At 73.6% G+C, this 20,697-nt stretch carries 16 protein-coding genes and 1 pseudogene; 9 read left to right on the forward strand and 8 right to left on the reverse strand.

Annotation, left to right across the window (positions count from 1 at the left end; all coding sequences use genetic code 11):
• The first annotated feature begins 9 nt into the window (after positions 1–9).
• From AB0L37_RS17300 to AB0L37_RS17310, 3 genes are all read left to right on the forward strand, one after another.
• Positions 10–1,116 carry an LLM class flavin-dependent oxidoreductase gene (locus AB0L37_RS17300; protein ID WP_365505336.1) on the forward strand — a complete coding sequence of 369 codons (1,107 nt, stop codon included), beginning with the start codon at positions 10–12 and terminating at the stop codon, positions 1,114–1,116.
• 94 nt (positions 1,117–1,210) lie between these two features.
• A complete protein-coding gene (locus AB0L37_RS17305) occupies positions 1,211–2,389 on the forward strand; it encodes an exonuclease SbcCD subunit D (protein ID WP_365505339.1) in 1,179 nt (392 codons plus the stop codon).
• Positions 2,386–5,457, forward strand: coding sequence for an SMC family ATPase (locus tag AB0L37_RS17310; protein WP_365505342.1), 3,072 nt, complete (start codon positions 2,386–2,388; stop codon positions 5,455–5,457). The genes AB0L37_RS17305 and AB0L37_RS17310 overlap by 4 nt, the downstream gene beginning before the upstream one ends.
• Before the next feature lie 36 nt (positions 5,458–5,493).
• On the opposite strand, the gene AB0L37_RS17315 is transcribed toward AB0L37_RS17310, so the two are convergent.
• The gene (locus AB0L37_RS17315; protein ID WP_365505344.1) at positions 5,494–5,961 is read right to left on the reverse strand and encodes an Lrp/AsnC family transcriptional regulator; all 468 of its coding nucleotides are present in this window, start codon (positions 5,959–5,961) and stop codon (positions 5,494–5,496) included.
• A gap of 174 nt (positions 5,962–6,135) precedes the next feature.
• Between AB0L37_RS17315 and AB0L37_RS17320 the strand changes: the two genes are divergently transcribed.
• Positions 6,136–6,639 carry a rhodanese-like domain-containing protein gene (locus AB0L37_RS17320; protein WP_365505347.1) on the forward strand — a complete coding sequence of 168 codons (504 nt, stop codon included), beginning with the start codon at positions 6,136–6,138 and terminating at the stop codon, positions 6,637–6,639.
• A gap of 4 nt (positions 6,640–6,643) precedes the next feature.
• Here AB0L37_RS17320 and AB0L37_RS17325 read toward each other — a convergent pair whose 3' ends face one another.
• The 3 genes from AB0L37_RS17325 to AB0L37_RS17335 form a co-directional block, all read right to left on the reverse strand.
• Complete coding sequence (locus tag AB0L37_RS17325; RefSeq protein WP_365505350.1) at positions 6,644–7,321, reverse strand: SMI1/KNR4 family protein; 678 nt, start codon at positions 7,319–7,321, stop codon at positions 6,644–6,646.
• Between the two features lie 95 nt (positions 7,322–7,416).
• Positions 7,417–9,123 (reverse strand): DUF885 domain-containing protein, encoded by a 1,707-nt coding sequence (locus AB0L37_RS17330; RefSeq protein ID WP_365505353.1) that lies wholly within the window; start codon positions 9,121–9,123, stop codon positions 7,417–7,419.
• A 19-nt stretch (positions 9,124–9,142) separates the two neighbouring features.
• Positions 9,143–9,658: an Lrp/AsnC family transcriptional regulator gene (locus AB0L37_RS17335; protein WP_365505355.1), complete on the reverse strand. Its 516-nt coding sequence runs from the start codon at positions 9,656–9,658 to the stop codon at positions 9,143–9,145.
• A gap of 59 nt (positions 9,659–9,717) precedes the next feature.
• Here AB0L37_RS17335 and AB0L37_RS17340 point away from each other — a divergent pair, with 59 nt between their 5' ends.
• A complete protein-coding gene (locus AB0L37_RS17340; protein ID WP_365505358.1) occupies positions 9,718–10,986 on the forward strand; it encodes a PLP-dependent transferase in 1,269 nt (422 codons plus the stop codon).
• Here the strand turns inward: AB0L37_RS17340 and AB0L37_RS17345 are convergent.
• Both AB0L37_RS17345 and AB0L37_RS17350 read right to left on the reverse strand, forming a co-directional pair.
• Complete coding sequence (locus tag AB0L37_RS17345) at positions 10,919–12,325, reverse strand: GNAT family N-acetyltransferase (RefSeq protein ID WP_365505361.1); 1,407 nt, start codon at positions 12,323–12,325, stop codon at positions 10,919–10,921. The genes AB0L37_RS17340 and AB0L37_RS17345 overlap by 68 nt on opposite strands.
• 345 nt (positions 12,326–12,670) lie before the next feature.
• Positions 12,671–14,254: an alkaline phosphatase D family protein gene (locus AB0L37_RS17350; protein ID WP_365505364.1), complete on the reverse strand. Its 1,584-nt coding sequence runs from the start codon at positions 14,252–14,254 to the stop codon at positions 12,671–12,673.
• 258 nt (positions 14,255–14,512) lie between these two features.
• On the opposite strand from AB0L37_RS17350, the gene AB0L37_RS17355 reads away from it, so the two are divergent.
• The gene (locus tag AB0L37_RS17355; RefSeq protein ID WP_365505367.1) at positions 14,513–14,929 is read left to right on the forward strand and encodes a VOC family protein; all 417 of its coding nucleotides are present in this window, start codon (positions 14,513–14,515) and stop codon (positions 14,927–14,929) included.
• Here the strand turns inward: AB0L37_RS17355 and AB0L37_RS17360 are convergent.
• Positions 14,887–16,353: a PLP-dependent aminotransferase family protein gene (locus AB0L37_RS17360; RefSeq protein ID WP_365505369.1), complete on the reverse strand. Its 1,467-nt coding sequence runs from the start codon at positions 16,351–16,353 to the stop codon at positions 14,887–14,889. The two genes, AB0L37_RS17355 and AB0L37_RS17360, sit on opposite strands and share 43 nt — an antisense overlap.
• A 116-nt stretch (positions 16,354–16,469) precedes the next feature.
• Here AB0L37_RS17360 and AB0L37_RS17365 point away from each other — a divergent pair.
• Positions 16,470–17,306, forward strand: a pseudogene (locus tag AB0L37_RS17365) (EamA family transporter); the annotation flags it as partial.
• A gap of 36 nt (positions 17,307–17,342) precedes the next feature.
• Here AB0L37_RS17365 and AB0L37_RS17370 read toward each other — a convergent pair.
• On the reverse strand, positions 17,343–18,173 hold the full coding sequence (locus AB0L37_RS17370; RefSeq protein WP_365505372.1) for an alpha/beta hydrolase: 831 nt from the start codon (positions 18,171–18,173) through the stop codon (positions 17,343–17,345).
• Positions 18,174–18,351: 178 nt separating this feature from the next.
• Between AB0L37_RS17370 and sigJ the strand changes: the two genes are divergently transcribed.
• Together sigJ and AB0L37_RS17380 are read left to right on the forward strand one after the other, a co-directional pair.
• Positions 18,352–19,254 (forward strand): RNA polymerase sigma factor SigJ, encoded by a 903-nt coding sequence (gene sigJ / locus AB0L37_RS17375; RefSeq protein ID WP_365505375.1) that lies wholly within the window; start codon positions 18,352–18,354, stop codon positions 19,252–19,254.
• A gap of 265 nt (positions 19,255–19,519) precedes the next feature.
• Positions 19,520–20,281: a GntR family transcriptional regulator gene (locus AB0L37_RS17380; protein ID WP_365505378.1), complete on the forward strand. Its 762-nt coding sequence runs from the start codon at positions 19,520–19,522 to the stop codon at positions 20,279–20,281.
• Positions 20,282–20,697: the final 416 nt, after the last annotated feature.

A 20,697-nucleotide genomic window follows, 5' to 3' on the forward strand; every position in this document is an offset into this window, starting at 1 on the left:
CGCGTTCGTATGACCCTGACCTTCCACTGGTTCCTGCCCACCAACGGCGACAGCCGTCACATCGTCGGCGGCGGCCACGGCGTCCCGACCGGCGCGGCCGGCGGCGACCGGCCCGCCACCCTCGCCTACCTCGGCCAAGTCGCCCGTACCGCCGAGCAGTTGGGCTTCGAAGGGGCGCTCACCCCGACCGGCGCCTGGTGCGAGGACGCCTGGCTGACCACCGCGATGCTCGTCGAGCAGACCGCGCGCCTGAAGTTCCTGGTCGCGTTCCGGCCCGGCCTCGTCGCGCCCGCCCTCGCCGCGCAGATGGCCGCCACCTACCAACGCCACTCCGGCGGACGCCTGTTGCTCAACATCGTCACCGGCGGCGAGGACCAGGAACAGCGCGCCTACGGCGACTTCCTCGACAAGGAGGAGCGCTACGCCCGAACCGACGAGTTCCTGCACATCACGCGCGCGCTGTGGCGCGGTGAGACCGTCGACTTCGCCGGGGTGCACGAGCGCGTCGAGGGCGCCCGCCTGAACCGGCTGCCCGACCCGGTGCCGCCCGTCTACTTCGGCGGCTCGTCGAAGGCCGCGGGCCCGGTCGCCGCCCGGCACAGCGACGTCTACCTGACCTGGGGCGAGCCGCCCGCCCAGGTCGCCGAGAAGATCGACTGGATCCGTGCGCTGGCCGCCGTGGAGGGGCGCGAGGTGCGGTTCGGCATACGGCTGCACGTCATCGCCCGCGACAGCGCCGAGGAGGCGTGGGCCCAGGCGGACCGGCTGCTGTCCGGGGTCGACCCGAAGACCGTCGCCGACGTCCAGGCCGGTCTCGCCCGCTCCGGATCCGAGGGACAGCGGCGGATGCTCGCCCTGCACGGTGGCAGCGCCGACCGCCTGGAGATCCACCCGAACCTGTGGGCCGGCATCGGTCTCCTCCGCGGCGGCGCCGGCACCGCGCTGGTCGGCTCGCACACCGAGGTCGCCGACCTGATCGCCGAGTACCACGCCCTCGGCATCGACGAGTTCGTGCTCTCCGGGTACCCGCACGTCGAGGAGGCCTACTGGTTCGGTGAAGGCGTCCTGCCGGTGCTGGCCGGGCGCGGGCTGTGGCGGCATCCGGACGCGCGCTGAGACCCGGGACCGGGGGGTGCGCAGGGGGCGGCGGTTTCAGGCGTTCCGGCCGTTCCGGCCGTGATGTCGGACCCACCCGTTAGCCTCGTGCGTTATGAGGCTGCTGCATACATCCGACTGGCACCTGGGGCGGGCGTTCCACCGTGTGGCCATGCTCGACGCCCAGGCCGCGTTCATCGGCCACCTCGTTACCACCGTGCGCGAGCGCGGCGTGGACGCGGTGGTCGTGTCGGGTGACGTGTACGACAGGGCGGTCCCGCCGCTCGCCGCCGTCGAGCTGTACGACGACGCGCTGCATCGCCTCGCCGACCTCGGCGTGCCCACGGTGATGATCTCCGGGAACCACGACTCGGCCCGCCGCCTCGGCGTCGGCGCCGGACTCATCGACCGCGCCGGCATCCATCTCCGTACGGAACCCGACCGCTGCGGCGAACCCGTCGTGCTCGCCGACGACCACGGCGAGGTCGCCTTCTACGGGCTGCCGTATCTGGAGCCCGCCCTCGTCAAGGACACGTTCGGGGTCGCCAAGGCCGGGCACGAGCAGGTGCTCGCCGCCGCCATGGAGCGCGTCCGCGCCGACCTCGCCGAGCGTCCGTCCCGCACCCGTTCCGTCGTCCTCGCGCACGCCTTCGTGACCGGCGGCGCGCCCAGCGACAGCGAGCGGGACATCACGGTCGGCGGGGTCGCCGCCGTCCCGTCCGGCGTCTTCGACGGCGTCGACTACGTGGCGCTCGGGCATCTGCACGGCAGCCAGGTCATCTCCGAGCGCGTGCGCTACTCCGGATCGCCGCTGCCCTACTCCTTCTCCGAGGCCGACCACCGCAAGAGCATGTGGCTCGTCGACCTCGGCGCCGACGGGGCCGTGAGCGCCGAGCGGATCGACTGCCCCGTCCCGCGGCCGCTCGCCCGGATCCGCGGCGACCTCGACGACCTGCTCGCCGACCCCGCCCTCGCCGTCCACGAGGAGTCCTGGGTCGAGGCCACGCTCACCGACGCGGTCCGGCCCGACGACCCGATGGCCCGCATCGCCGAGCGCTTCCCGCACACGCTCAGCCTGCTCTTCGATCCGAGACGCACCGAGGCCGAGCCGGACGCCAGTTACGCGGAGCGCCTCAAGGGGCGCGACGACCACGAGATCGCGGAGGACTTCGTGACCCATGTCAGGGGCGCCGGGCCCGACGACGCCGAGCGGGCGGTGCTGCGCGCCGCGTTCGACGCCGTGCGCACCGACTCCTTCGCCGCCGAGAACGGCACGCGCGAGGTCGCCCGGTGAGGCTGCACACCCTGGCGATCACGGCGTTCGGGCCCTTCGGCGGATCGCAGAAGATCGACTTCGACGCGCTGTCGTCCGCGGGACTCTTCCTGCTGCACGGGCCGACCGGCGCCGGCAAGACCTCCGTCCTCGACGCGGTCTGCTACGCCCTGTACGGGACCGTGCCCGGCGCCCGTCAGCACGGCAGCGGGCAGGGACAGCACCTGCGCAGCGACCACGCCGAGGCGGGCGTGCGCACCGAGGTCACCCTCGACCTGACCGTCGCGGGCCGCCGCCTGGAACTCACCCGGCAGCCGCCGTTCGCGCGCCCCAAGAAGCGGGGCACAGGCTTCACGACGGAGAAGGCGCAGAGCTGGCTGCGCGAGTACGACGCCGTCGCGGGGGAGTGGAAGGACCTCAGCCGCTCCCACCAGGAGATCGGCGAGGAGATCACCCAGCTGCTCGGCATGAGCAAGGACCAGTTCTGCCAGGTCGTCCTGCTGCCGCAAGGTGACTTCGCGCGGTTCCTGCGCGCCGACGCCGAGGCCCGCGGGCGGCTCCTCGGCCGGCTCTTCGACACCCGCCGCTTCGCCGCCGTGGAGCAGCGGCTCGCGGAGGACCGGCGCGGCGCGGAGAAGCAAGTGACCGCGGGGGACGCGGAGTTGCTCGCGGACGCGCATCGCATGCAGCAGGCCGCCGGCGGCATCGTGGAGCTGCCGCCGATCGACGCGGCACCCGGCGACCCCGGCCTCGCCGACGCCGTCCTGACCTGGGCGGCCACCGCCCGCTCCAGCGCCCGCGAGCACTACACGCACGCCCATCTCGCCCTCGGCGCCGCCGAGTCGGCCCGGGTGACGGCGCAGCGCGAGCTCACCGACGCGACGGAGACGCAGCGGCTCCAGGAGCGGTTCGCGCAGGCGCAGAGCCGGGCCGCGGACCTGGAGGCGCGCGCCGACGAGCACCGGGCGCTGCGCGAGCGGATGGAGCGGGGCCGCAAGGCGGAGACGGTGGCCCCCGCGCTGAGCCTGCGGGACGCGGCGGAGGCGGAGCACCTGGCGGCGCAGCGGGAGGACGTGTTCGCACGGGGCGAGTTGCGCGGAGCGGGCACGGTTTCCGTAGGCCCGGACGCCGACGATGCGTCGTCTCGCGGGTCCGACGCCGTCGACGCGACGGCACCGCCGGAGGCGCTCGCCGAGGCCGCGCGGCGTGTCGCGCAGGAGTTGGGCGGGCTCGACGCGGCGCGCCGGGCCGAGCGGCGCCTCGGCGACCTCGCGCGCGAGCGGGCCGGACTCGACCGCGAGGAGCGCGCCGACACCGACCTCCTCGCCGAGGCCGCGCAGTGGCTCGATACGTGGGACACGCGCCGCGGCGATCTTCAGACCCGCGTCGACGACGCCCAGGAAGCGGCCACACGCGCCGAACACCTCTCCGGCCAGCTCGAACCGGCGCGGCAGCAGGCGCGCGCCGCCGTCGAGCGCGACCGGCTCACCGCCGAGGCCGACACCGCTCGGGCCACCGCGCTGCGCGCCCGCGAGGACGCCACCGCCGCCCACGAGCACTGGCTCGGCCTCAAGGAACAGCGACTGCGCGACGTCGCGGCCGAACTCGCCGAAGGCCTCGTGGCCGGCGAGCCCTGCACCGTCTGCGGCGCCACCGAACACCCGGCGCCCATGCGCAAGTCCGCGGGCCACGTGGACCGTGCCGCCGAGGAGAGCGCGCTGGCCGCCTACCGCGCCGCGGACGCCCGCCGCACCGACACCGAGCGCCGGCTCGGCGCCGTACGGGAGGAACTGGCCGCGGCCAAGGGCGCCGCGGGCGACGAACCGGCGGAGCAACTCGCCGAGCTCGTACGGGACATGGAGGCCCGACACGCCGAAGCCCGGGCGCTCGCGTCCGGGCTGCACGCGGCCCGCGAGGCGCTCGCCGGCGCCCAGAGCGAGCACGAGCGCCGCCTCGCCGCCCGCCAGGAGGCCACCTCCCGCACCGCTGCCCGCGCCGCGGCCCGCGAGGCCCTTGAGCGGGAACAGGCCACGCTCGAAGGGGAGTTGGCGCAGGCGCGCGGCGCCGCCGAGTCCGTCGAGGCGCGCGCCGCGCAGCTGGAGCGGCGGGCCGCCCTGCTCACCGCCGCCGCCGAAGCGGCCCGCGCGGTCGAGGACACCGCGCAGCGCCTCAAGGACGCCGACGCGCGACTCGCCGACGCCGCGTTCCGCGCCGGGTTCGACACGCCGCAGGCCGCGGCCGCAGCCCTCCTCGACGACAGCGAGCACCGCTCGCTCCAACACCGCCTGGACGCCCGGCAGTCGGAGGAGGCCGCGATCCGCGCCGTGCTCGCGGAGGAGGAGACGGCGGCGGCCGCCCTGCTGCCGCGGGCCGACGTGGCCGGCGCGCGCGCCGCCGCCGAGGCCGCCGACGCCCGGGTGCGCGCGGCGGGCTCCGCGCGGGACGCCGCCGCCCGCCGCTGCGACGACCTCGACCGGCTCTCCCGGCGCGTCGCCACCGAGGCCCGCCGACTCGGACCGCTGCGCGCCACCTACAACCGCATCGCGCGGCTCGCCTCCCTGGCGGCCGGCACCTCCGCCGACAACGAACGCAAGATGCGCCTGGAGTCGTACGTCCTCGCGGCCCGCCTCGAACAGGTCGCGGCCGCGGCGACGGCGCGCCTGCGCCGCATGTCCTCCGGGCGCTACACCCTCGTGCACTCCGACTCCCTCGCGGGGCGCGGGCGTTCGGGCCTCGGCCTGCACGTCGTCGACGCGTGGACGGGCCGCGAGCGCGACACCGCGACGCTCTCCGGCGGCGAGACGTTCTTCGCGTCCCTCGCCCTCGCGCTCGGCCTCGCGGACGTCGTCACGGACGAGGCGGGCGGTGTCCGCCTCGACACCCTCTTCATCGACGAGGGCTTCGGCAGCCTCGACGACCAGACCCTCGACGAGGTCCTCGACGTCCTCGACTCCCTGCGCGAACGCGACCGCAGCGTCGGCATCGTCAGCCACGTCGGTGACCTGCGGCGACGGGTCCATGCGCAGCTGGAGGTCGTGAAGGGACGGGAGGGGTCGACGGTGCGGCAGCGGGGGGTGGGGGACGGATAGCGGGCCCAGGGCGGGGGACGGGGCTTTCCGAGGCCCTCAGTGCCCGATCGCCCGCCGGGGCAGCGGCGACGAGTACACGACGCTCGTCGTCACGGAGCCCAGCGCGCCGATCTTCCCCGACACCTCCTCCAGATGCCCCATCGACCGCGTCGCCACCTTGATCACGAAACAGTCGTCGCCCGTGACGTGATGGGCCTCCAGGATCTCCGGCGTCACGGCGACGAGGTCGTGGAACGGCTTGTAGTTCCCGTTCGGATAGCGCAGCCGCACGAACGCCAGGATCGGCAGCCCGAGCCGCTCCGGCACGACCACCGCCGCGTACCCCTCGATCACCCCGGCGTCCTCCAGGCGGCGCACCCGCTCGGTCACGGCGCTCGGGGACATGGACACGGCCCGCGCCAGCTCGGCGTAGCTCGCGCGGCCCTCCCGCTGGAGGACCTCCAGAATGCGCCAGTCGGTGGCGTCGGGGACGTAGGCGGGCGCGGCTGTGGATTCGGCGGTCATGGTGCAGGAATAGCAGGGGAATCCCTGGCCGATCAAGAGGTATCCCGGGGATCGGACCTTCAGCGGAACGATCACGGGCCGTAGATTTCTGGTCAGGAAGAACACGCCGGACACCGCACCTGAGACGGCCCGGCCGCCCACGCCAGCACACAGGAACTCCCAGGGGGCAGCGCCATGACGACCACCACGCCGACGACCACCAGCACGCCGACCGCCGTCAACCCGGTCCTGCGGGTCGCCCCCGCCTCGCCCGCCGCCGCGGCTGCCTACTTCGGCGCGAGCCTCGCCTTCCACGCCGACGTGTCCGACGTGGCCGCCGCCCTCGCCGCGGACGGCGACCCCGGCTTCGTCGTCATCGACTCGCGCTCCACCGCCTCGTGGGACCAGGGCCACATCCCCGGCGCGATCCACCTGCCGACCGCGCTCATCCCCGAGCAGGCCGAGCAGCTCCTCGACAAGTCCGTCCCCGTCGTCACGTACTGCTGGGGCCCCGGCTGCAACGGAGCGACCCGCGCCGCCCTCGCCCTCGCCGAACTCGGCTTCCAGGTCAAGGAGATGCTCGGCGGGTTCGAGTACTGGGCGCGCGAGGGCTTCGCGTACGAGACGTGGGAGGGCCCGGCGCAGAAGGCCGCCGACCCGCTGACGGCGCCGGTCGACTCGGACGACTGCGGCTGCTGACCGCCTACGGCGCGGAGAGGGTCGTCCGCTCGGCCCTCTCCAGCCGGCGCAGATACCAGCGGGCGAAGGTCATCGGCGTACCGTCGTCGTCGGGCAGCGGGGCGAGATCGACGTCGTCCACCCGGCGGTCGGACCGGACCGTGCCGCGCCGGCTGCCGCTGACGATCAGCAACTCCCGCTGGGAGCGGCCGAGATGACAGATCGAGACCGCGCCGACGGTTCGCTCCGGAGCGAACATCACGGCCTCCCACTCCTCGTCCCACGCCTCGATGGCGTCGTCGAAGTCCTCGATCGCGTCGAAGTCCTCCTCCTCGGGCCGCCGGGCGAGCAGCTCGTCGAGGAGCTCCGGATCCGGCCCCCGCTCGGGAAACGGCTCCGCGAGCCGCGACGGGTCGGTCATGTCCGCGCCGTCACCCTCCCAGCGCCAGCGTCCCTGTACGCGCCGCACCGGGAACACGCCGTACGCGGGTCCGGCCCCACCCGCACCGACGCACCGCAGGAACCCCCGATACTCCTCCGGCAGCCGCACCCCCACCTGTGCCTCGAGCTCGGCTGGCTCCGCATCGGTGAGCGGATCCTCCAGGACCCACGCGTGCCTCAACGCACCGAACACTTCACCGCCGCCGGGCCCCGCCCCCGCGGCAGCGACCCGCTCGCGTACGCCCGCCCCATATCTGATCAACCAGGCGGAGACAGTAAGCGCCGGTCATGCCGTGCCTGCGTACGGGGGCTGCCGGGCGCGTCCGAACCACGAGCCCGGCAGCCCCCGCCGCGCACTCAGAGCTTCGACAGCTCGTCCACCAGGTCGTCGAGACCCAGCGACCCCTGGGACAGGGCCGCCATGTGCCAGGCCTTCGCGTCGAAGGAATCCCCGTGCGCCGCCTGCGCGTTGGCGCGGCCGAGCAGCCACGCGCGCTCGCCCAGCTTGTAGCCGATCGCCTGGCCGGGGATCGAGAGGTAGCGGGTGAGCTCGCTCTCGACGAAGTCCGCGGGGCGGCTGCTGTGCGCCCCGAAGAACTCCTGCGCCAGGTCGGGCGTCCACCGCTCGCCGGGGTGGAACGGGGAGTCCGCCGGGATCTCCAGTTCCAGGTGCATGCCGATGTCGACGATGACACGTGCCGCCCGCATCATCTGCGCGTCGAGGTAGCCGAGCCGGGTCTCCGCGTCGGTGAGGAAGCCGAGTTCGTCCATGAGGCGCTCCGCGTACAGCGCCCAGCCCTCCGCGTTCGCCGAGACGATGCCGAGCGTCGCCTGGTAGCGGGAGAGGTCACCGGCGACGTGCGCCCACTGCGCGAGCTGGAGATGGTGTCCGGGGACGCCCTCGTGGTACCAGGTCGAGACCAGGTCGTAGACGGGGAAGCGGGTCTGCCCCATCGTCGGCAGCCACGTACGGCCAGGACGCGAGAAGTCCTCCGACGGCGGCGTGTAGTAAGGGGCCGCCGCGCTGCCGGGCGGCGCGATGCAGGACTCCACCTTCCGCACCCGCTCGGCGAGTTCGAAGTGGGTGCCGTCGAGCGCGTCGATCGCCTCGTCCATGACGTTCTGCAGCCACTGCCGCACTTCGTCGACGCCCTCGATGTGCCGCCCGTGCTCGTCGAGATGGGCGAGCGCCACCCACGGCGTCCCGGCACCGGGCAGGATCTTCTCCGCCTCGGCCTTCATCTCGCCGAGCAGCCGGTGGAACTCGCTCCAGCCGTACGCGTACGCCTCGTCCAGATCGAGATCCGTGCCGTTGTAGTAGCGCGACCAGCGCGCGTACCGCTCCCGGCCGACCACGTCGGGCGAGCCCTCGATCGCGGGCGCGTACACATCGCGCATCCAGTCGCGCAGCGCGACGGTCGCGGCGTCCGCGGCGCGGGCCGCCTCGGTCAGCTCGCCGCGCAGCGCCTCGGGCCCGCCGGCCGCGAACTCCTCGAACCAGCCCGCCTGTCCGCCCTCGCCCGCCCACTCGGTGAGCTGCCCGATGAACGTCGCGGTCGGCCGCGGCCCGCCGTACAGCTTGCGCTCCAGACCGAGCGTCAGCGTCTCGCGGTACCCGGCGAACGCGGCCGGCACCGCCCGCAGCCGCTCGGCGATGGCCGCCCAGTCCTCGTCGGTCTCGGTCGGCGTGACCGTGAAGACCTCGCGGACGTTGTGGACCGGCGAGCCGAGATTGCTGACGACGCGCAGGTGCTCCTCGGCGTCGTGCACGGCGAGTTCGGCGGTGAGGCGCTCACGGAGCAGCCGGGCGCAGCGCCGCTCGACGTCGCTGTCGGCGCCCGGCGCGCGCTCCGCGTCGTCGAGCCGCGCGAGCGTGTCACGCGCGAGGTCGGCGAGGGCCGCGAGACCGGCGGGGGACAGGTCGGGGAGCCTGCTCGACGAGGCGCGGACGCCGAGGTACGTGCCGTTCACGGGGTCGAGGGCGACGAGCTCGTCGACGTACCGGTCGGCGATCTGTCGCGGCAGCGGGGCCTGGGGCTGAGAGGTGCTCGCGGTGTCTGACATGCGGACATCCTCGTACGAGTCAGGGGGCCGCGTCACCATGATTCGCGTCCGGCGTACCGGGTGTTCCGGGCGGCAGCAGCGGGCCGCACTCCCACTGCTGGAAGATCAGCCGGGTCTCGACCCGGGCCACCTCGCGGCGCGCGGTGAACTCGTCGAGCACGAGCCGTTGCAGATCCGCCATGTCGCGCACGGCGACCTGCACCAAGTAGTCGTCGGGGCCGGTCAGGTGGAAGACGGTACGGGCTTCGGGCAGCGCCCGGATCCGCTCCACGAACGGGCCCACGAGCTCGCGGCGGTGCGGCCGCACCTGCACCGAGAGCAGCGCCTGGAGCCCGCGGCCCAGGCGCGCGGGATCGAGTCGCAGCACATGCCCGAGGATCACCCCGGCCCTGCGCAGCCGGGTCACCCGGTCCAGACACGTCGACGGGGCGACGCCGACCTGCGCGGCGAGATCCCGGTACGTGGTGCGGGCATCGTTCTGGAGGAGCCGCAGGATCTCAAGATCAACCGGATCGAGTACGAGGGAGTCACCCATCCGGCGAACGTAGCACGGGAGTTGAACCGATCGGCCCGGTCCTTGTTCATCCTGGCGCCATGGACATCAACGAGGATGTGACGTACTCCCGGACGGCGCCCACCCCGCACCGGCCCCGGGCCCTCGCCACCGAAGCCGTGCACGCGGGCCGCGACGACCTCGCCGCCCTCGGCCTGCACGCCCCGCCGATCGACCTGTCCACGACGTACCCGTCCGCGGACAGCCGCGGCGAGGCGGCCCGCATCGACGCGTTCGCCGCCGACGGCGTCCTCGACGACGGACCGCCCGTCTACGGCCGGCTCGGCAACCCGACCGTCGCCCGCTTCGAGACGGCGCTCGCCCGCCTCGAAGGCACGGACGCGGCGGTCGCGTTCGCCAGCGGCATGGCGGCCCTGACGGCGGTCCTTCTCGTCCGTCTCTCCGCGGGCCTGCGCCATGTCGTCGCCGTCCGCCCGCTGTACGGGTGCAGCGACCATCTGCTCACCGCCGGCGCACTCGGCTCGGAGGTCACCTGGGTCGACCCGGCCGGCATCGCCGACGCGATCCGGGCCGACACCGGCCTGGTGATGGTGGAGTCGCCCGCCAACCCGACCCTCGCCGAGGTCGACCTGCGGGCCGTCGCCCACGCCTGCGGCTCCGTGCCGCTGCTCGTCGACAACACCTTCGCGACGCCCGTGCTGCAACGGCCCGTCGAGAGCGGCGCCCGGCTCGTGCTGCACAGCGCGACCAAGTACCTCGGCGGTCACGGCGACGTCCTCGGCGGCGTCGTGGCCTGCGACGAGAGTTTCGCCCGTGAGCTGCGCAAGGTGCGGTTCGCGACGGGCGGCGTGCTGCATCCGCTCGCCGGCTACCTGCTGCTGCGCGGCCTGTCCACCCTGCCGGTACGGGTGCGGGCCGCCTCCGCGAGCGCGGCGGAACTGGCGCGGCGCCTCGCCGCCGACCCGCGCGTCACCCGCGTCCACTACCCGCGCATCGGCGGTGCCATGGTCGCCTTCGAGGTCGGAGGTGACCCGCATGCGGTGACCGCCTCGGTGGAACTCGTCACCCCGGCGGTCAGCCTCGGCAGCGTCGACTCGCTCATCCAGCACCCGGCCTCGATCAGCCACCGCATCGTCGCCGCCGACGACCGCAGGGCCGCGGGCGTCAGCGACCGGCTGCTGCGCCTGTCGGTCGGCCTTGAGGACGTCGAGGACCTGTGGGCCGACCTCGACCGGGCGCTGGACGCTTCGGTGGACACGGCGCGGGGCCGGCCCTCCGTGGTCAGTGGTGCTCGGCCTGCTCGTACGGGAGCCGGGACGCCACCGGGGTCGCATCGAGACGGGCGGTGATCACCAGCGTGCCTTCCTCGATCTGGTAGTCGAGCGGGAGACCGAGGGCGCGCATCGCCGCGACCATGCCCGTGTTGGACGCCTGCGTCACCGCGTACACGCTCTCGCATCCCGCCTCGACCGCCATCGCGACGAGGCGGCCGAGCAGTTCGGAGCCGACGCCGCGGCGCTGCCAGTCGTCCTCCACGAGCAGCGCGATCTCGGTCTCGTCGCCGTCCCAGAGCAGATGGCCGAGGGCCACGACCTTGCCGGACGCGGTCTGCGCGGCCAGCGTGCGGCCGAAACGGGGGCTCAGCAGGTGGTTCAGATACCGGTCCGCGTCAGCGACCGGCCCGTGGTACCGCATGCTCAACGTCCGCTGCGAGCACCGCTCGTGCATCTCCTTCGACGCCGCCACATCCGCGACGTCCGCGCGGCGCACCGTGATCTCGTTGCCCTCCGGCAGCGTGAGCACGTCCTGACTGCGCGGCACCCGCGGCCCCAGCCGCGTGTCGAGCTCGACGAGGGCGCGGGCCCGCGCGAACTCGGTCGGCGTGAAGGGCAGGTACGGCCGCTCCACCGTGATGACCCCGCCCTCGGGCGTGCGCAGCCGCATCGCGGTCTCGTCGAAGCCGCCCTCGACAGGGATCCCGTCGCGGCCCGCCGCCCCCTTGGCCGCGGCCGGCAGCGACTTGATCGTGCACCGGCCGAGCAACTGGCGCAGCGCGAGCGGCAGTTCCGCCGCGTCCAGCGCCGTACGCGTCGCAAGGCCCAGGATCCGGGTGGGCGCGTCCACCAGGTCGTGGGCGTCGGCCCGCTCGATCCAGGTACCGGCGCCGCCGGCCTGGGCGACCGCCCGGGTCAGCTCGGCGGCGGCCAGTTCCCGCGGCGCTCGCAGCAGGAACTCGTCCACGGTGCCGTCCGCCAGCGGGTGCGTCTGGAGGCTGAGGATGTCCACCCGGCGGTGGGCGAACGCCGTGCACAGCGCCGCGAGCGAACCCGGCTCGTCCCGCACCGTCGTCCGCATCCGCCACAGCACGCTCTGCTCCGGGTCGAGCGGTGCGGCCGCCGTGCCCGGCTGCCCGGCCGACGCCTCGGGGGAGGCGGCCGGCCGGGCGCCGGTATCCGGCGCCGGCGGCGCGTGATCGTGGCGTCGTGACCACCACACGTGGAACCCGGCCGTGGCCACCAGGACCACGGCCGACACCGTGAGCAGCACGGGCCCGTCCGGGCCGTGCCCGATCATGTTGGCCACGGCGTCCGCGACCGCCACCGCCGTGAACAGGGCGGCCAGTTCGACCAGATCCCTGCGCCAGTGGTGGGTCGGGCGGCCGTGCTTCACTCGCGTCACATCAGACATGTCTGGACTCATGCATCCACTGTGAAGGAACGGTGTTGCGTGATCACGAACGGTTTGTGACCGATGGGTAAAGAGTGCTTATAGCTGTTTTGCCCGATATGCACTTCTGGGGGTGGCAGGTGAGGGTGCCAGGCGGGGTGGCCGGGGACAGGCGGGAGAGTCGGGTGGGCTCATCGGGGCGACCGGCCCCGTCGCCGGTTGCCGGGGCGCCTCAGCCCACCGGCGCGTGCAGCCGACGCGCCTGCGCCACCAGGGGAGCTGGAGGGCCACGGGCCACGGGCGACGGACGCGGACGATCACTCTCCGTGCCCGTGAACCGTCCGCGCCCGCCGACCTCGGCGTCCGTCACTGGCCGACGCGGCCCGGCTGGAGCGTCTTCGAGAACAGCACGTCGCCGCCCTCCTGCCGCAGCCGCACGGTCAACTCCCCGCTGCCGCCGTCGATCTCGACCTCGCCGAAGTACGGCGGCGTCTCCGCCGGCGACGTGTTCGCCCGGGGCGGCGCCTTGAGGAATACCTGCTGCGGCCCGAACGTCCCGTCCAGCTTCGCCGCCGGGAACCCGCCCGCGGCCAGCGGCCCCGACACGAACTCCCAGAACGGCTCGAAGTCCTGGAACGCGGCCTTCGACGGCTCGTAATGCTGCGCCGACGTGTAGTGCACGTCCGCCGTCAGCCACAGCGTGCCGGTGATCCGCTCGTGCTTGATGTGCCGCAGCAGCTCCGCGATCTGCAACTCCCGGCCGAGCGGAGCGCCCGGGTCGTTCTGCGCGACCGCCTCGAAGTTCGTCGCCCCGTCCGTCACGACGAGGCCCAGCGGCATGTCGGAGGCGATCACCTTCCAGGTCGCCCGCGACCGGGACAACTCCCGCTTGAGCCATGCCAGTTGTTCGGCGCCGAGGATCCCGTTCGTGTCGTCGGGCTGCCTGTTCGGCGAGTTGGCGTTGCGGTACGTGCGCATGTCGAGGACGAACACGTCGAGCAGCGGGCCGTGCCGCAGCACCCGGTACACCCGGCCGTCCGCGTCGCCCGGCGGCAGCGTCGACACGGGGAAGTACTCGCTGAACGCGCGCAGCGAACGCGCGGACAGCACGTCCACGTTCTTCTCGGTGTAGCGGCTGTCGCTGAGGATCTGACCCGGGTACCAGTTGTTGTGGACCTCGTGGTCGTCCCACTGCGTGATCGTGGGGACCTGCGCGTTGAAGCGGAGCAGGTTCGCGTCGAGCAGGTTGTAGCGGAACGCGCCGCGGAACTCCGCGAGCGTCTCGGCGACCTTGGACTTCTCCTCGGTGGTCACATTGCGCCAGACCCGCCCGTCGGGCAGCGTCACGCTGGGCAGGATGGGGCCGTCGGCGTAGATGTTGTCGCCGCTGCACAGGAAGAAGTCCGGGTCGAGGGCGCGCATGTCCTCGTACACGCGGTAGCCGCCCCGGTCCGGGTTGATGCCCCAGCCCTGGCCCGCGATGTCGCCCGACCACAGGAACCGCACATCGTGTCGGCGCCCCACGGGCGCGGTGCGGAACGTGCCGGCGACCGGCTCGCTCGTGCGGCGCGGGTCGTCGGGGTCGGCGAGCAGGACGCGGTAGTGGATCTGCTCGCCCGGCGGCAGGCCCCGCAGCCGGGTCGTCCCCGTGAAGTCCGTGTCGGCGCCCACGAGGGGACCGCGCCATCTGGTGGCGTTGCGGAACGACTCGGTCGCGGACGTCTCGACGATCATCCGCGCGGGCCGGTCCGAGCGCACCCACACCAGGCCCGAGTGCGCGGTGACGTCACCGGCCTGCACACCCCAGCCCGCCTTCGGGCGCCCCGACAGGGCGAACGCCGGGGCGGCCGCACCTCCGATCGCGGGCAGCGCGAGCGCCGCCGTCGCGGCGAGCGAACCGCGCAGCACTCCACGGCGGCCGGGCAGGGAACTCGGCGAACGGTGTGACATGGGCGCCTCCAGTGACGGTCACGACGACGGTGCGGTGCCTGGTCCGTGCACGGCGCCGCAGAGCCACACCTACTGTCGCGTCACGGCGCGCACACGAACCCCAAGTGAACAACTGCCCCCACCATCAAGGGAACCGGGCGCGCGGAAGCCGCCTCCATGGGTCCTAGGACCAGGGTCCCGTGGCGGACCGGGCCGCCGCCCGATGTCCGCACGATCGACCCCGGCCTACGGTCGGGGTCCACGACGAAGGGGACCTCCATGACCGCGCCGGCTCTCGCCTCCGCCCATGTCCGCATCGCACGCCCGTCCCGGGACCTCGCCGCAGCGGAGGAGTTCTGGGTCCGCGGGCTCGGCCTGAGCGTCGTGTACCGGGCCGAGGGCGGACCGGAGCCGGGGGAGCACGATCTGCTGATGCTCGGCTGGCCCGACGCTTCCTGGCACCTCGAACTCGTCCACGAACAGGCGGCACCGGTCGAGCCCCGGCCCACCGCGGAGGACCTCCTTGTCGTGTACGTCGACGGGCCGGTCCCCGAGGAACTCGTCACCCGCCTCGCCGCACATGGAGGCAAGCGGGTCGCCTCGCCCAACCCCTACTGGAACGAGTGGGGCGTCACCGTCGAGGACCCCGACGGCTACCGCCTGGTGCTCTGCACGCGCGCGTGGTCCAACTCCTGAGCGGCGTACGCCAAGAGGCGCACCCCTTCGGCGATCCGTGCGGGCGCCAGGTGCGCGTAGCCGAGCACGAGGGACAGTGCCTCGCCGGGGGCCGCCCCGTAGTGGCTCAGCGGGCGGACGGCCACCCCTGAGGCCGCGAACCGTTCGAGGAGCGCGGCGTGCGGGCCGTAGCGGCCGGGCAGCGTGGCGATGGCGTGCAGGCCCGCCGCGATGCCCGACACCTCCGTGCCCGGAAGATGCTCCTCCAGAGCGGCCACCAAGGTGTCCCGGCGCTCCTTGTAGGCGCGTTGGCAGCGTCGCAGATGCCGGTCGTAGTCACCGCGCGCGACGAAGCGGGCGAGCGCCGCCTGGTCGAGCGCCGGGTTGCCGAGGTCCATGTAGCGCTTACGGGCGACGAGCTCGTCGGTGAGCCCGTCGGGGACGACCAGCCAGCCCAGTCTGAGCCCCGGCGCGAGCGACTTGCTCACCGAGCCCGTATAGGCGACGTGTTCCGGGTCGAGCCCCTGCAACGCGCCTACGGGAGCGCGGTCGTAGCGGAAGTCCCCGTCGTAGTCGTCCTCCACGACGAGGCCGTCCACCGCCCGCGCCCAGTCGAGGAGCCGGGCCCTGCGGCCGGCCGTGTACGCGATGCCGGACGGGAAGTGGTGCGACGGTGTCGTGACCACGGTGCGCACCCCGGAGGCCGCCAGCGCCTCCATGGCGAGGCCGTGCGCGTCCATGGGCAGCCGCACCGCCCGCGGTCCCGCCGTGGCGAACAGTTCCTCGTACTGCGGGCTGCCGGGGTCCTCGACCCCGATGGCGTGCTGCCCGCGCGCGTGCAGCACGAAGCCGAGCAGGGTCACCGCCTGCGTCACCCCGGAGCACACGATGATCCGCTCCGGGTCCACCACCACACCGCGCCGCCGCGCGAGCAGCCCGGCCAGCGCCGTGCGCAACTGCGGCAGGCCGCGCGGGTCGGGGTAGCCGAGGGTCGGGTGCGGCAGCTCGGACAGGGCGTCCCGCTGTGCCGCCGCCCATGCCGCGCGCGGGAACAGCGACAGATCCGGGCTGCCCGCCACGAAGTCGACCCGGGCTCCCGTGGGCCGGCCAGGGGCCAGGTCCCGCGCGCCCCGCGGGGCCGCCCGCACCGCCTCGCCCACCCAGGTCCCCGACCCCCGGGTGCTGCGCAGATAGCCCTCGGCCGCCAACTGCTCGTACGCCTCGGTGATCAGGCCGCGCGACACCCCGAGATCGCCCGCCAGGTCCCTGCTCGACGGCAGCCGCGTCCCGGGCGCGAGCCGCCCCGACCGCACCGCGTCCCGCAGCGCCGCCTGCAACGAGCGGCCACGCGCGCGTGCCGGAGCGCCGGCCGCCGGAAGCAGCAACTCCCAGGCGGCGGACGGGGGATCGGCCTCGGCGACGGGAGGGCGCGGCGACGATGTCATACCGGTGGACCCTAATGCGCCCCGCGCCAGCGCCGACGGCCCGGTCTCATTGGTCCCCGACAGCAGCCTGCAAGTGGACCTCGAACCAGGCCACCGGTCCTCCTAGCGTCGACACCATGAAAGCCACCTCGCTCCGCGGTTCCCTGTTCGCCGCACTTGCCTGCATCCTGGTCGGCGGCTCCTTCACCGCCAACAGTGTCCTGGGCGAGTACCCGTACGCAGGCGGTCAGTTCCTGCGCTACGGCCTCGCCTGCCTGCTGCTCCTGCCCCTGGTCGGGCGCGGCGGCGCGGCCCCGCTGCGGCGGCTCGGGCGGCGCCAGTGGGGGAGGCTCGCCCTGCTCTCCGCCGTCGGGATGGTCGGCTTCAACCTCGCGGTGCTCGCCGCCGAGCGGACCGCCGAACCCGCCGTACCCGGCGTCTTCGTGGGCTGTGCGCCCGTCGTCGTCGCCGTCCTCGTGCCCCTGCTCGGCGGACGGCACCCTCAACGGATCGTCCTCTACGGGGCGTTGCTCGTCGCTGCCGGGGCCTTCACCGTCCAAGGGTGGGGTCGCACCGACGCCCTCGGGATCGCCTTCTCCGTCTGCGCCCTCGCCGGAGAGGTGGGCTTCGCCGTACTGGCCGTGCCGGTGCTGCGCCCGCTCGGACCCCGGCTCCTGTCCTGTGTGGTCTGCGCGATCGCCGCACTGGAGTCGGCAGTTGTGGGCGTCGCCGTCGACGGCGCCTCGTGGTTGCGCGTTCCGGACGGCGCGGAAACCGCCGCACTTCTCTGGCAGGCCGTGATCGTCACCGTCGTCGGGTTCGTCTGCTGGTACATGGGGATGCAGCGGATCGGCGCGGAGCGGGCCACGCTGTTCTCCGGCCTCATCCCGGTGGCCGCCGCGTGCACGGCTCCGCTGGTCGGCGCGGGCGGCTACGGCCTCGCCCAGGGCGCCGGCAGCGCGCTCGTCGCCGCCGGAGTGGCCCTGGGCTCGGGGGTGTTCGGCGGACGGTCAGCGGCTGGTGTCCAGGATGACGCGGGCCACGAGAGCCGGGTCGTCGTTCATCGGCACGTGACCGCACCCGGGCAGCCGGACCAGCCGGGCGTCCGGGAGGGTGTGCTTGGCGCGGATCCCCTGCCGGCGCACGAGGAGCCGGTCGCGAGTGCCCCAGGCGACGGTGACGGGCACCTCGGGAACGTCGTCCTGGAAGCGCACCGTACGGCCCGCCGCCAGCGTCGGCCAGAAGCCGGTCGCGTCGCGCAGCGCCAGCGTCTCGGCGACCACCGCCTCCGGTGAACGGCGGCCGGGCCGCGCATAGATGGCACTCGTCAGCGCCGCGCGCCCGGCGGCCGAGCGGGACAGCCGCTCGATCATCGGGAGCGGCAGTGCCCGGGCGCCCTGCCGCAGGGCCAGCAGCGTGCCGAACGCGTAGTACCGCTCCGTCTCGTTCCAGAACCCCGCGGGGGACAGCGCCGTGACGGACCGTACGAGCTTCTCGCGGCCCAGATCCAGGGCGAGCAGCCCGCCGAGCGAGTTGCCCGCCACATGCGGCCGTTCGACGCCGAGGTGGCGGCAGAAGGCGTCCAGGACCGGCACCACGCTTGTCAGGTCGTAGGCCATGCCGTCCGGCAGCGCGGGCGACTTCCCGAAGCCCGGCAGGTCCACCGCGATCACGTCGCGCTCAAGGGCGAGGATCGGCAGCACGGGTTCCCAGGCCTGCCAGTGGTGGCCTATGCCGTGCAGCAGGAGCAGCGGTTCTCCGGAGCCTGCCCTCTCGTAGGACAAGGACACCGTGTGGGGTCCGCCGGGGCCTTCGATGGTGAAGGTCGCCTGTGCCGCCATGTCGCCCGCTCCCTGTCCCCGCCACACCCCGACGGTTCCTTAGACTCCTTGTCAGCAACAATTACCGCTCAGTAGCGTCCAGTTCAAGAGGCGGGAGGTCTCCGGACGCGACACGGCGCCGGGCGGACCGGGCGATGCCGTGTGGACAGCGCATGGTTGGTGGGCTGGGATGGGAATCGTGGCCGCCGATACCGTGACCGACGTCTTCGAAGAGCACCGGCCCGTCCTCATGGGCGTCGCCTACCGCATGTTGGGCCGCGTCGCCGACGCGGAGGACGTGGTGCAGGACGCCTGGCTGCGCTGGTCGCAGGCCGACCGCAGCGACGTACGCGAACCACGCGCCTACATGGTGCGCATCACGACGCACCTCGCTCTCGACCGACTGCGCCGGGCCCAGACCCGACGCGAGGCATACGTAGGGCCCTGGTTGCCCGAACCGCTCGTGACCGACTTCGGTCCCACCGTCCCCGACACCGCCGAACGGGCCGTGCTCGCCGACTCCGTCTCGCTCGCCGTGCTCGTCGTCCTGGAGTCGCTCTCCCCGCTGGAGCGCGCCGTGTTCGTGCTGCGTGAGGCCTTCGGGCTGCCCTTCTCGGACATCGCCGAGACGCTGGACCGCGGCGAGGCCGCGGTGCGCCGGCTCGGCGCCCGTGCCCGCAAGCATGTCGAGGAGCGGCGGCCGCGGTTCGATGCCGACCCGGCCCAACAGCGTGACCTCACCGAGCGGTTCCTGGCCGCCGCGAGCGAGGGAGATCTCGACGGCCTGATGGACCTGCTCGCTCACGACGTCCGGCTCGTCGGCGACAGCGGCGGCAAGGCGAAGGCGCCGTTGCGTGTCATCGAGAGCGCCGACAAGGTGGGCCGCTTCCTGGACGGGGCCACGCGGCAGGGTGTCGCCGACGGCATGCGATTCCGCTTCGTGGAGTTCAACGGCGGCCCGGGGCTGCTCGCCTCCCGCCGGGGCGAGCCCGACAGCGCCTTCCAACTCGGCGTCGTCGACGGCAAGATCCAGTACGTCTATATCGTGCGCAATCCGGACAAGCTCCGGTCGCTCTTCAGCGCGGCGGAACAGATGCCGTGAGCTGAGCGTCACTTGAGGCCCGTTCCCGTCGTACGAGGGGCGGGCCTCTTGCTTGTGCCGCGGACGTGCCGCGCGAACGCCGCATGAACGGAGTGCGGCCCTCCGTGAACGCTCTGCGGCAAGGCCCCTGTGCGGGCCGTAACCGATCGAGGATTGGTCTTGACCAAGCCAAGGGGCGGCCCTACTCTCGCAGGGATAGTGCAGGAACCTTTAATAAACAAGGGCGCTAAAAAGCCGCCGGGGCACGGCTGTTGCGGAGGACAGGGTGGGGACCACGCAGTTGGAAGCGGCACCGGAGCCGAAGTACTGGCACCTGAAGACCGTGCTCAGCGAGGCGCTCGACTCCGAGTTCGCCGTCGGGGAGATCCTGCCGAACGAGCGTGACCTCGCGGCCCGCTTCGGCGTCGCCCGCGCCACGCTGCGTCAGGCGCTAGAGCAGCTCGAGCTGGAAGGGCGCCTCCAGCGACGCCGCGGCGTCGGCACCACGGTGGCGCCGCCCCGGGTGGGCGTCGCCGTCGCCTCCACCGACCAGGACTGGCCCGGCGCCAGCGGGGACGCGTGGCAGGCCGTCGACTGCACGCCGGACGTGCCGCCGGCCGCGGTCGCCGAGATGCTGGGGACCGCTGCGGGCGAGACCGTCCACGTGCTGCGCCGTACGCGCGTCTCGCACGGTCAGCCGGTCGCCGCCGAGCTGCTGTACGTCCCGTCGGGCTCGGTGCCCGACCTCACCGCCATAGACGCCCCCTCCGGCGCCGCACGCGCGCGTGCCGTCCTGCGGGAGTTGCAGCGCTTCGGCCTCGACGGCCAGGACCGCGCCGTGGAACTCGGCTCGGCCCGCGCCGACGACGCGAAGGAGCTGGACCGCCTTCCCGGCGCTCCGGTGCTCGTCGTGACGACCCGCTACCTCAGCGGCGGCGTCACCGCGGCCGTCTCCATGGCGACGTACCGAGCGGACACGTGCCGCCTCACCTTCGGCGACACCCCCGGCGTGGAGATCCACCACGCACCCCACACCCAGGCGTCCTGACCCACTCCGAACAAGCTCTGGGCGCGCCCCCCAACGCGCCCAGCCACGGAGGCGACCACACCCACGGGCACGGGGAACTGCGCGCGCAACCGTCAACGACCGGCTCGCGCGCGCCACCCCGGCGTGGCAACCGCAAGGGGCGCAGCACCACGAGTAGCCGCCGGAGGCGAACTCCGCCCAGCGGAGCGGGGAACTGCGCGCGCCAGCGTCAACGACCGGCTCGCGCGCGTCACCCCGGCGTGGCAATCGCAAGGGGCGCAGCACCACGAGTAGCCGCCGGAGGCGAACTCCGCCCAGCGGTGCGGGGGACTGCGCGCGCAAGCGTCAACGACCGGCTCGCGCGCGTCACCCCGGCGTGGCAATCGCAAGGGGCGCAGCACCACGAGTAGCCGCCGGAGGCGAACTCCGCCCAGCGG

The organism is Streptomyces sp. NPDC052225 (genome assembly GCF_040679615.1).
Classification (GTDB): Bacteria; Actinomycetota; Actinomycetes; order Streptomycetales; family Streptomycetaceae; genus Streptomyces.

Coding starts and splice junctions, on each gene's coding strand:
- AB0L37_RS17315 (WP_365505344.1), bottom strand. CDS start 5,961: ATGACCGCCGAATCCACAGCCGCGCCCGCCTACGTCCCCGACGCCACC.
- AB0L37_RS17345 (WP_365505361.1), bottom strand. CDS start 12,325: ATGTCTGATGTGACGCGAGTGAAGCACGGCCGCCCGACCCACCACTGG.
- AB0L37_RS17330 (WP_365505353.1), bottom strand. CDS start 9,123: ATGTCAGACACCGCGAGCACCTCTCAGCCCCAGGCCCCGCTGCCGCGA.
- AB0L37_RS17340 (WP_365505358.1), top strand. CDS start 9,718: ATGGACATCAACGAGGATGTGACGTACTCCCGGACGGCGCCCACCCCG.
- AB0L37_RS17305 (WP_365505339.1), top strand. CDS start 1,211: ATGAGGCTGCTGCATACATCCGACTGGCACCTGGGGCGGGCGTTCCAC.
- AB0L37_RS17335 (WP_365505355.1), bottom strand. CDS start 9,658: ATGGGTGACTCCCTCGTACTCGATCCGGTTGATCTTGAGATCCTGCGG.
- AB0L37_RS17350 (WP_365505364.1), bottom strand. CDS start 14,254: ATGTCACACCGTTCGCCGAGTTCCCTGCCCGGCCGCCGTGGAGTGCTG.
- AB0L37_RS17370 (WP_365505372.1), bottom strand. CDS start 18,173: ATGGCGGCACAGGCGACCTTCACCATCGAAGGCCCCGGCGGACCCCAC.
- AB0L37_RS17355 (WP_365505367.1), top strand. CDS start 14,513: ATGACCGCGCCGGCTCTCGCCTCCGCCCATGTCCGCATCGCACGCCCG.
- AB0L37_RS17300 (WP_365505336.1), top strand. CDS start 10: ATGACCCTGACCTTCCACTGGTTCCTGCCCACCAACGGCGACAGCCGT.
- AB0L37_RS17320 (WP_365505347.1), top strand. CDS start 6,136: ATGACGACCACCACGCCGACGACCACCAGCACGCCGACCGCCGTCAAC.
- AB0L37_RS17360 (WP_365505369.1), bottom strand. CDS start 16,353: ATGACATCGTCGCCGCGCCCTCCCGTCGCCGAGGCCGATCCCCCGTCC.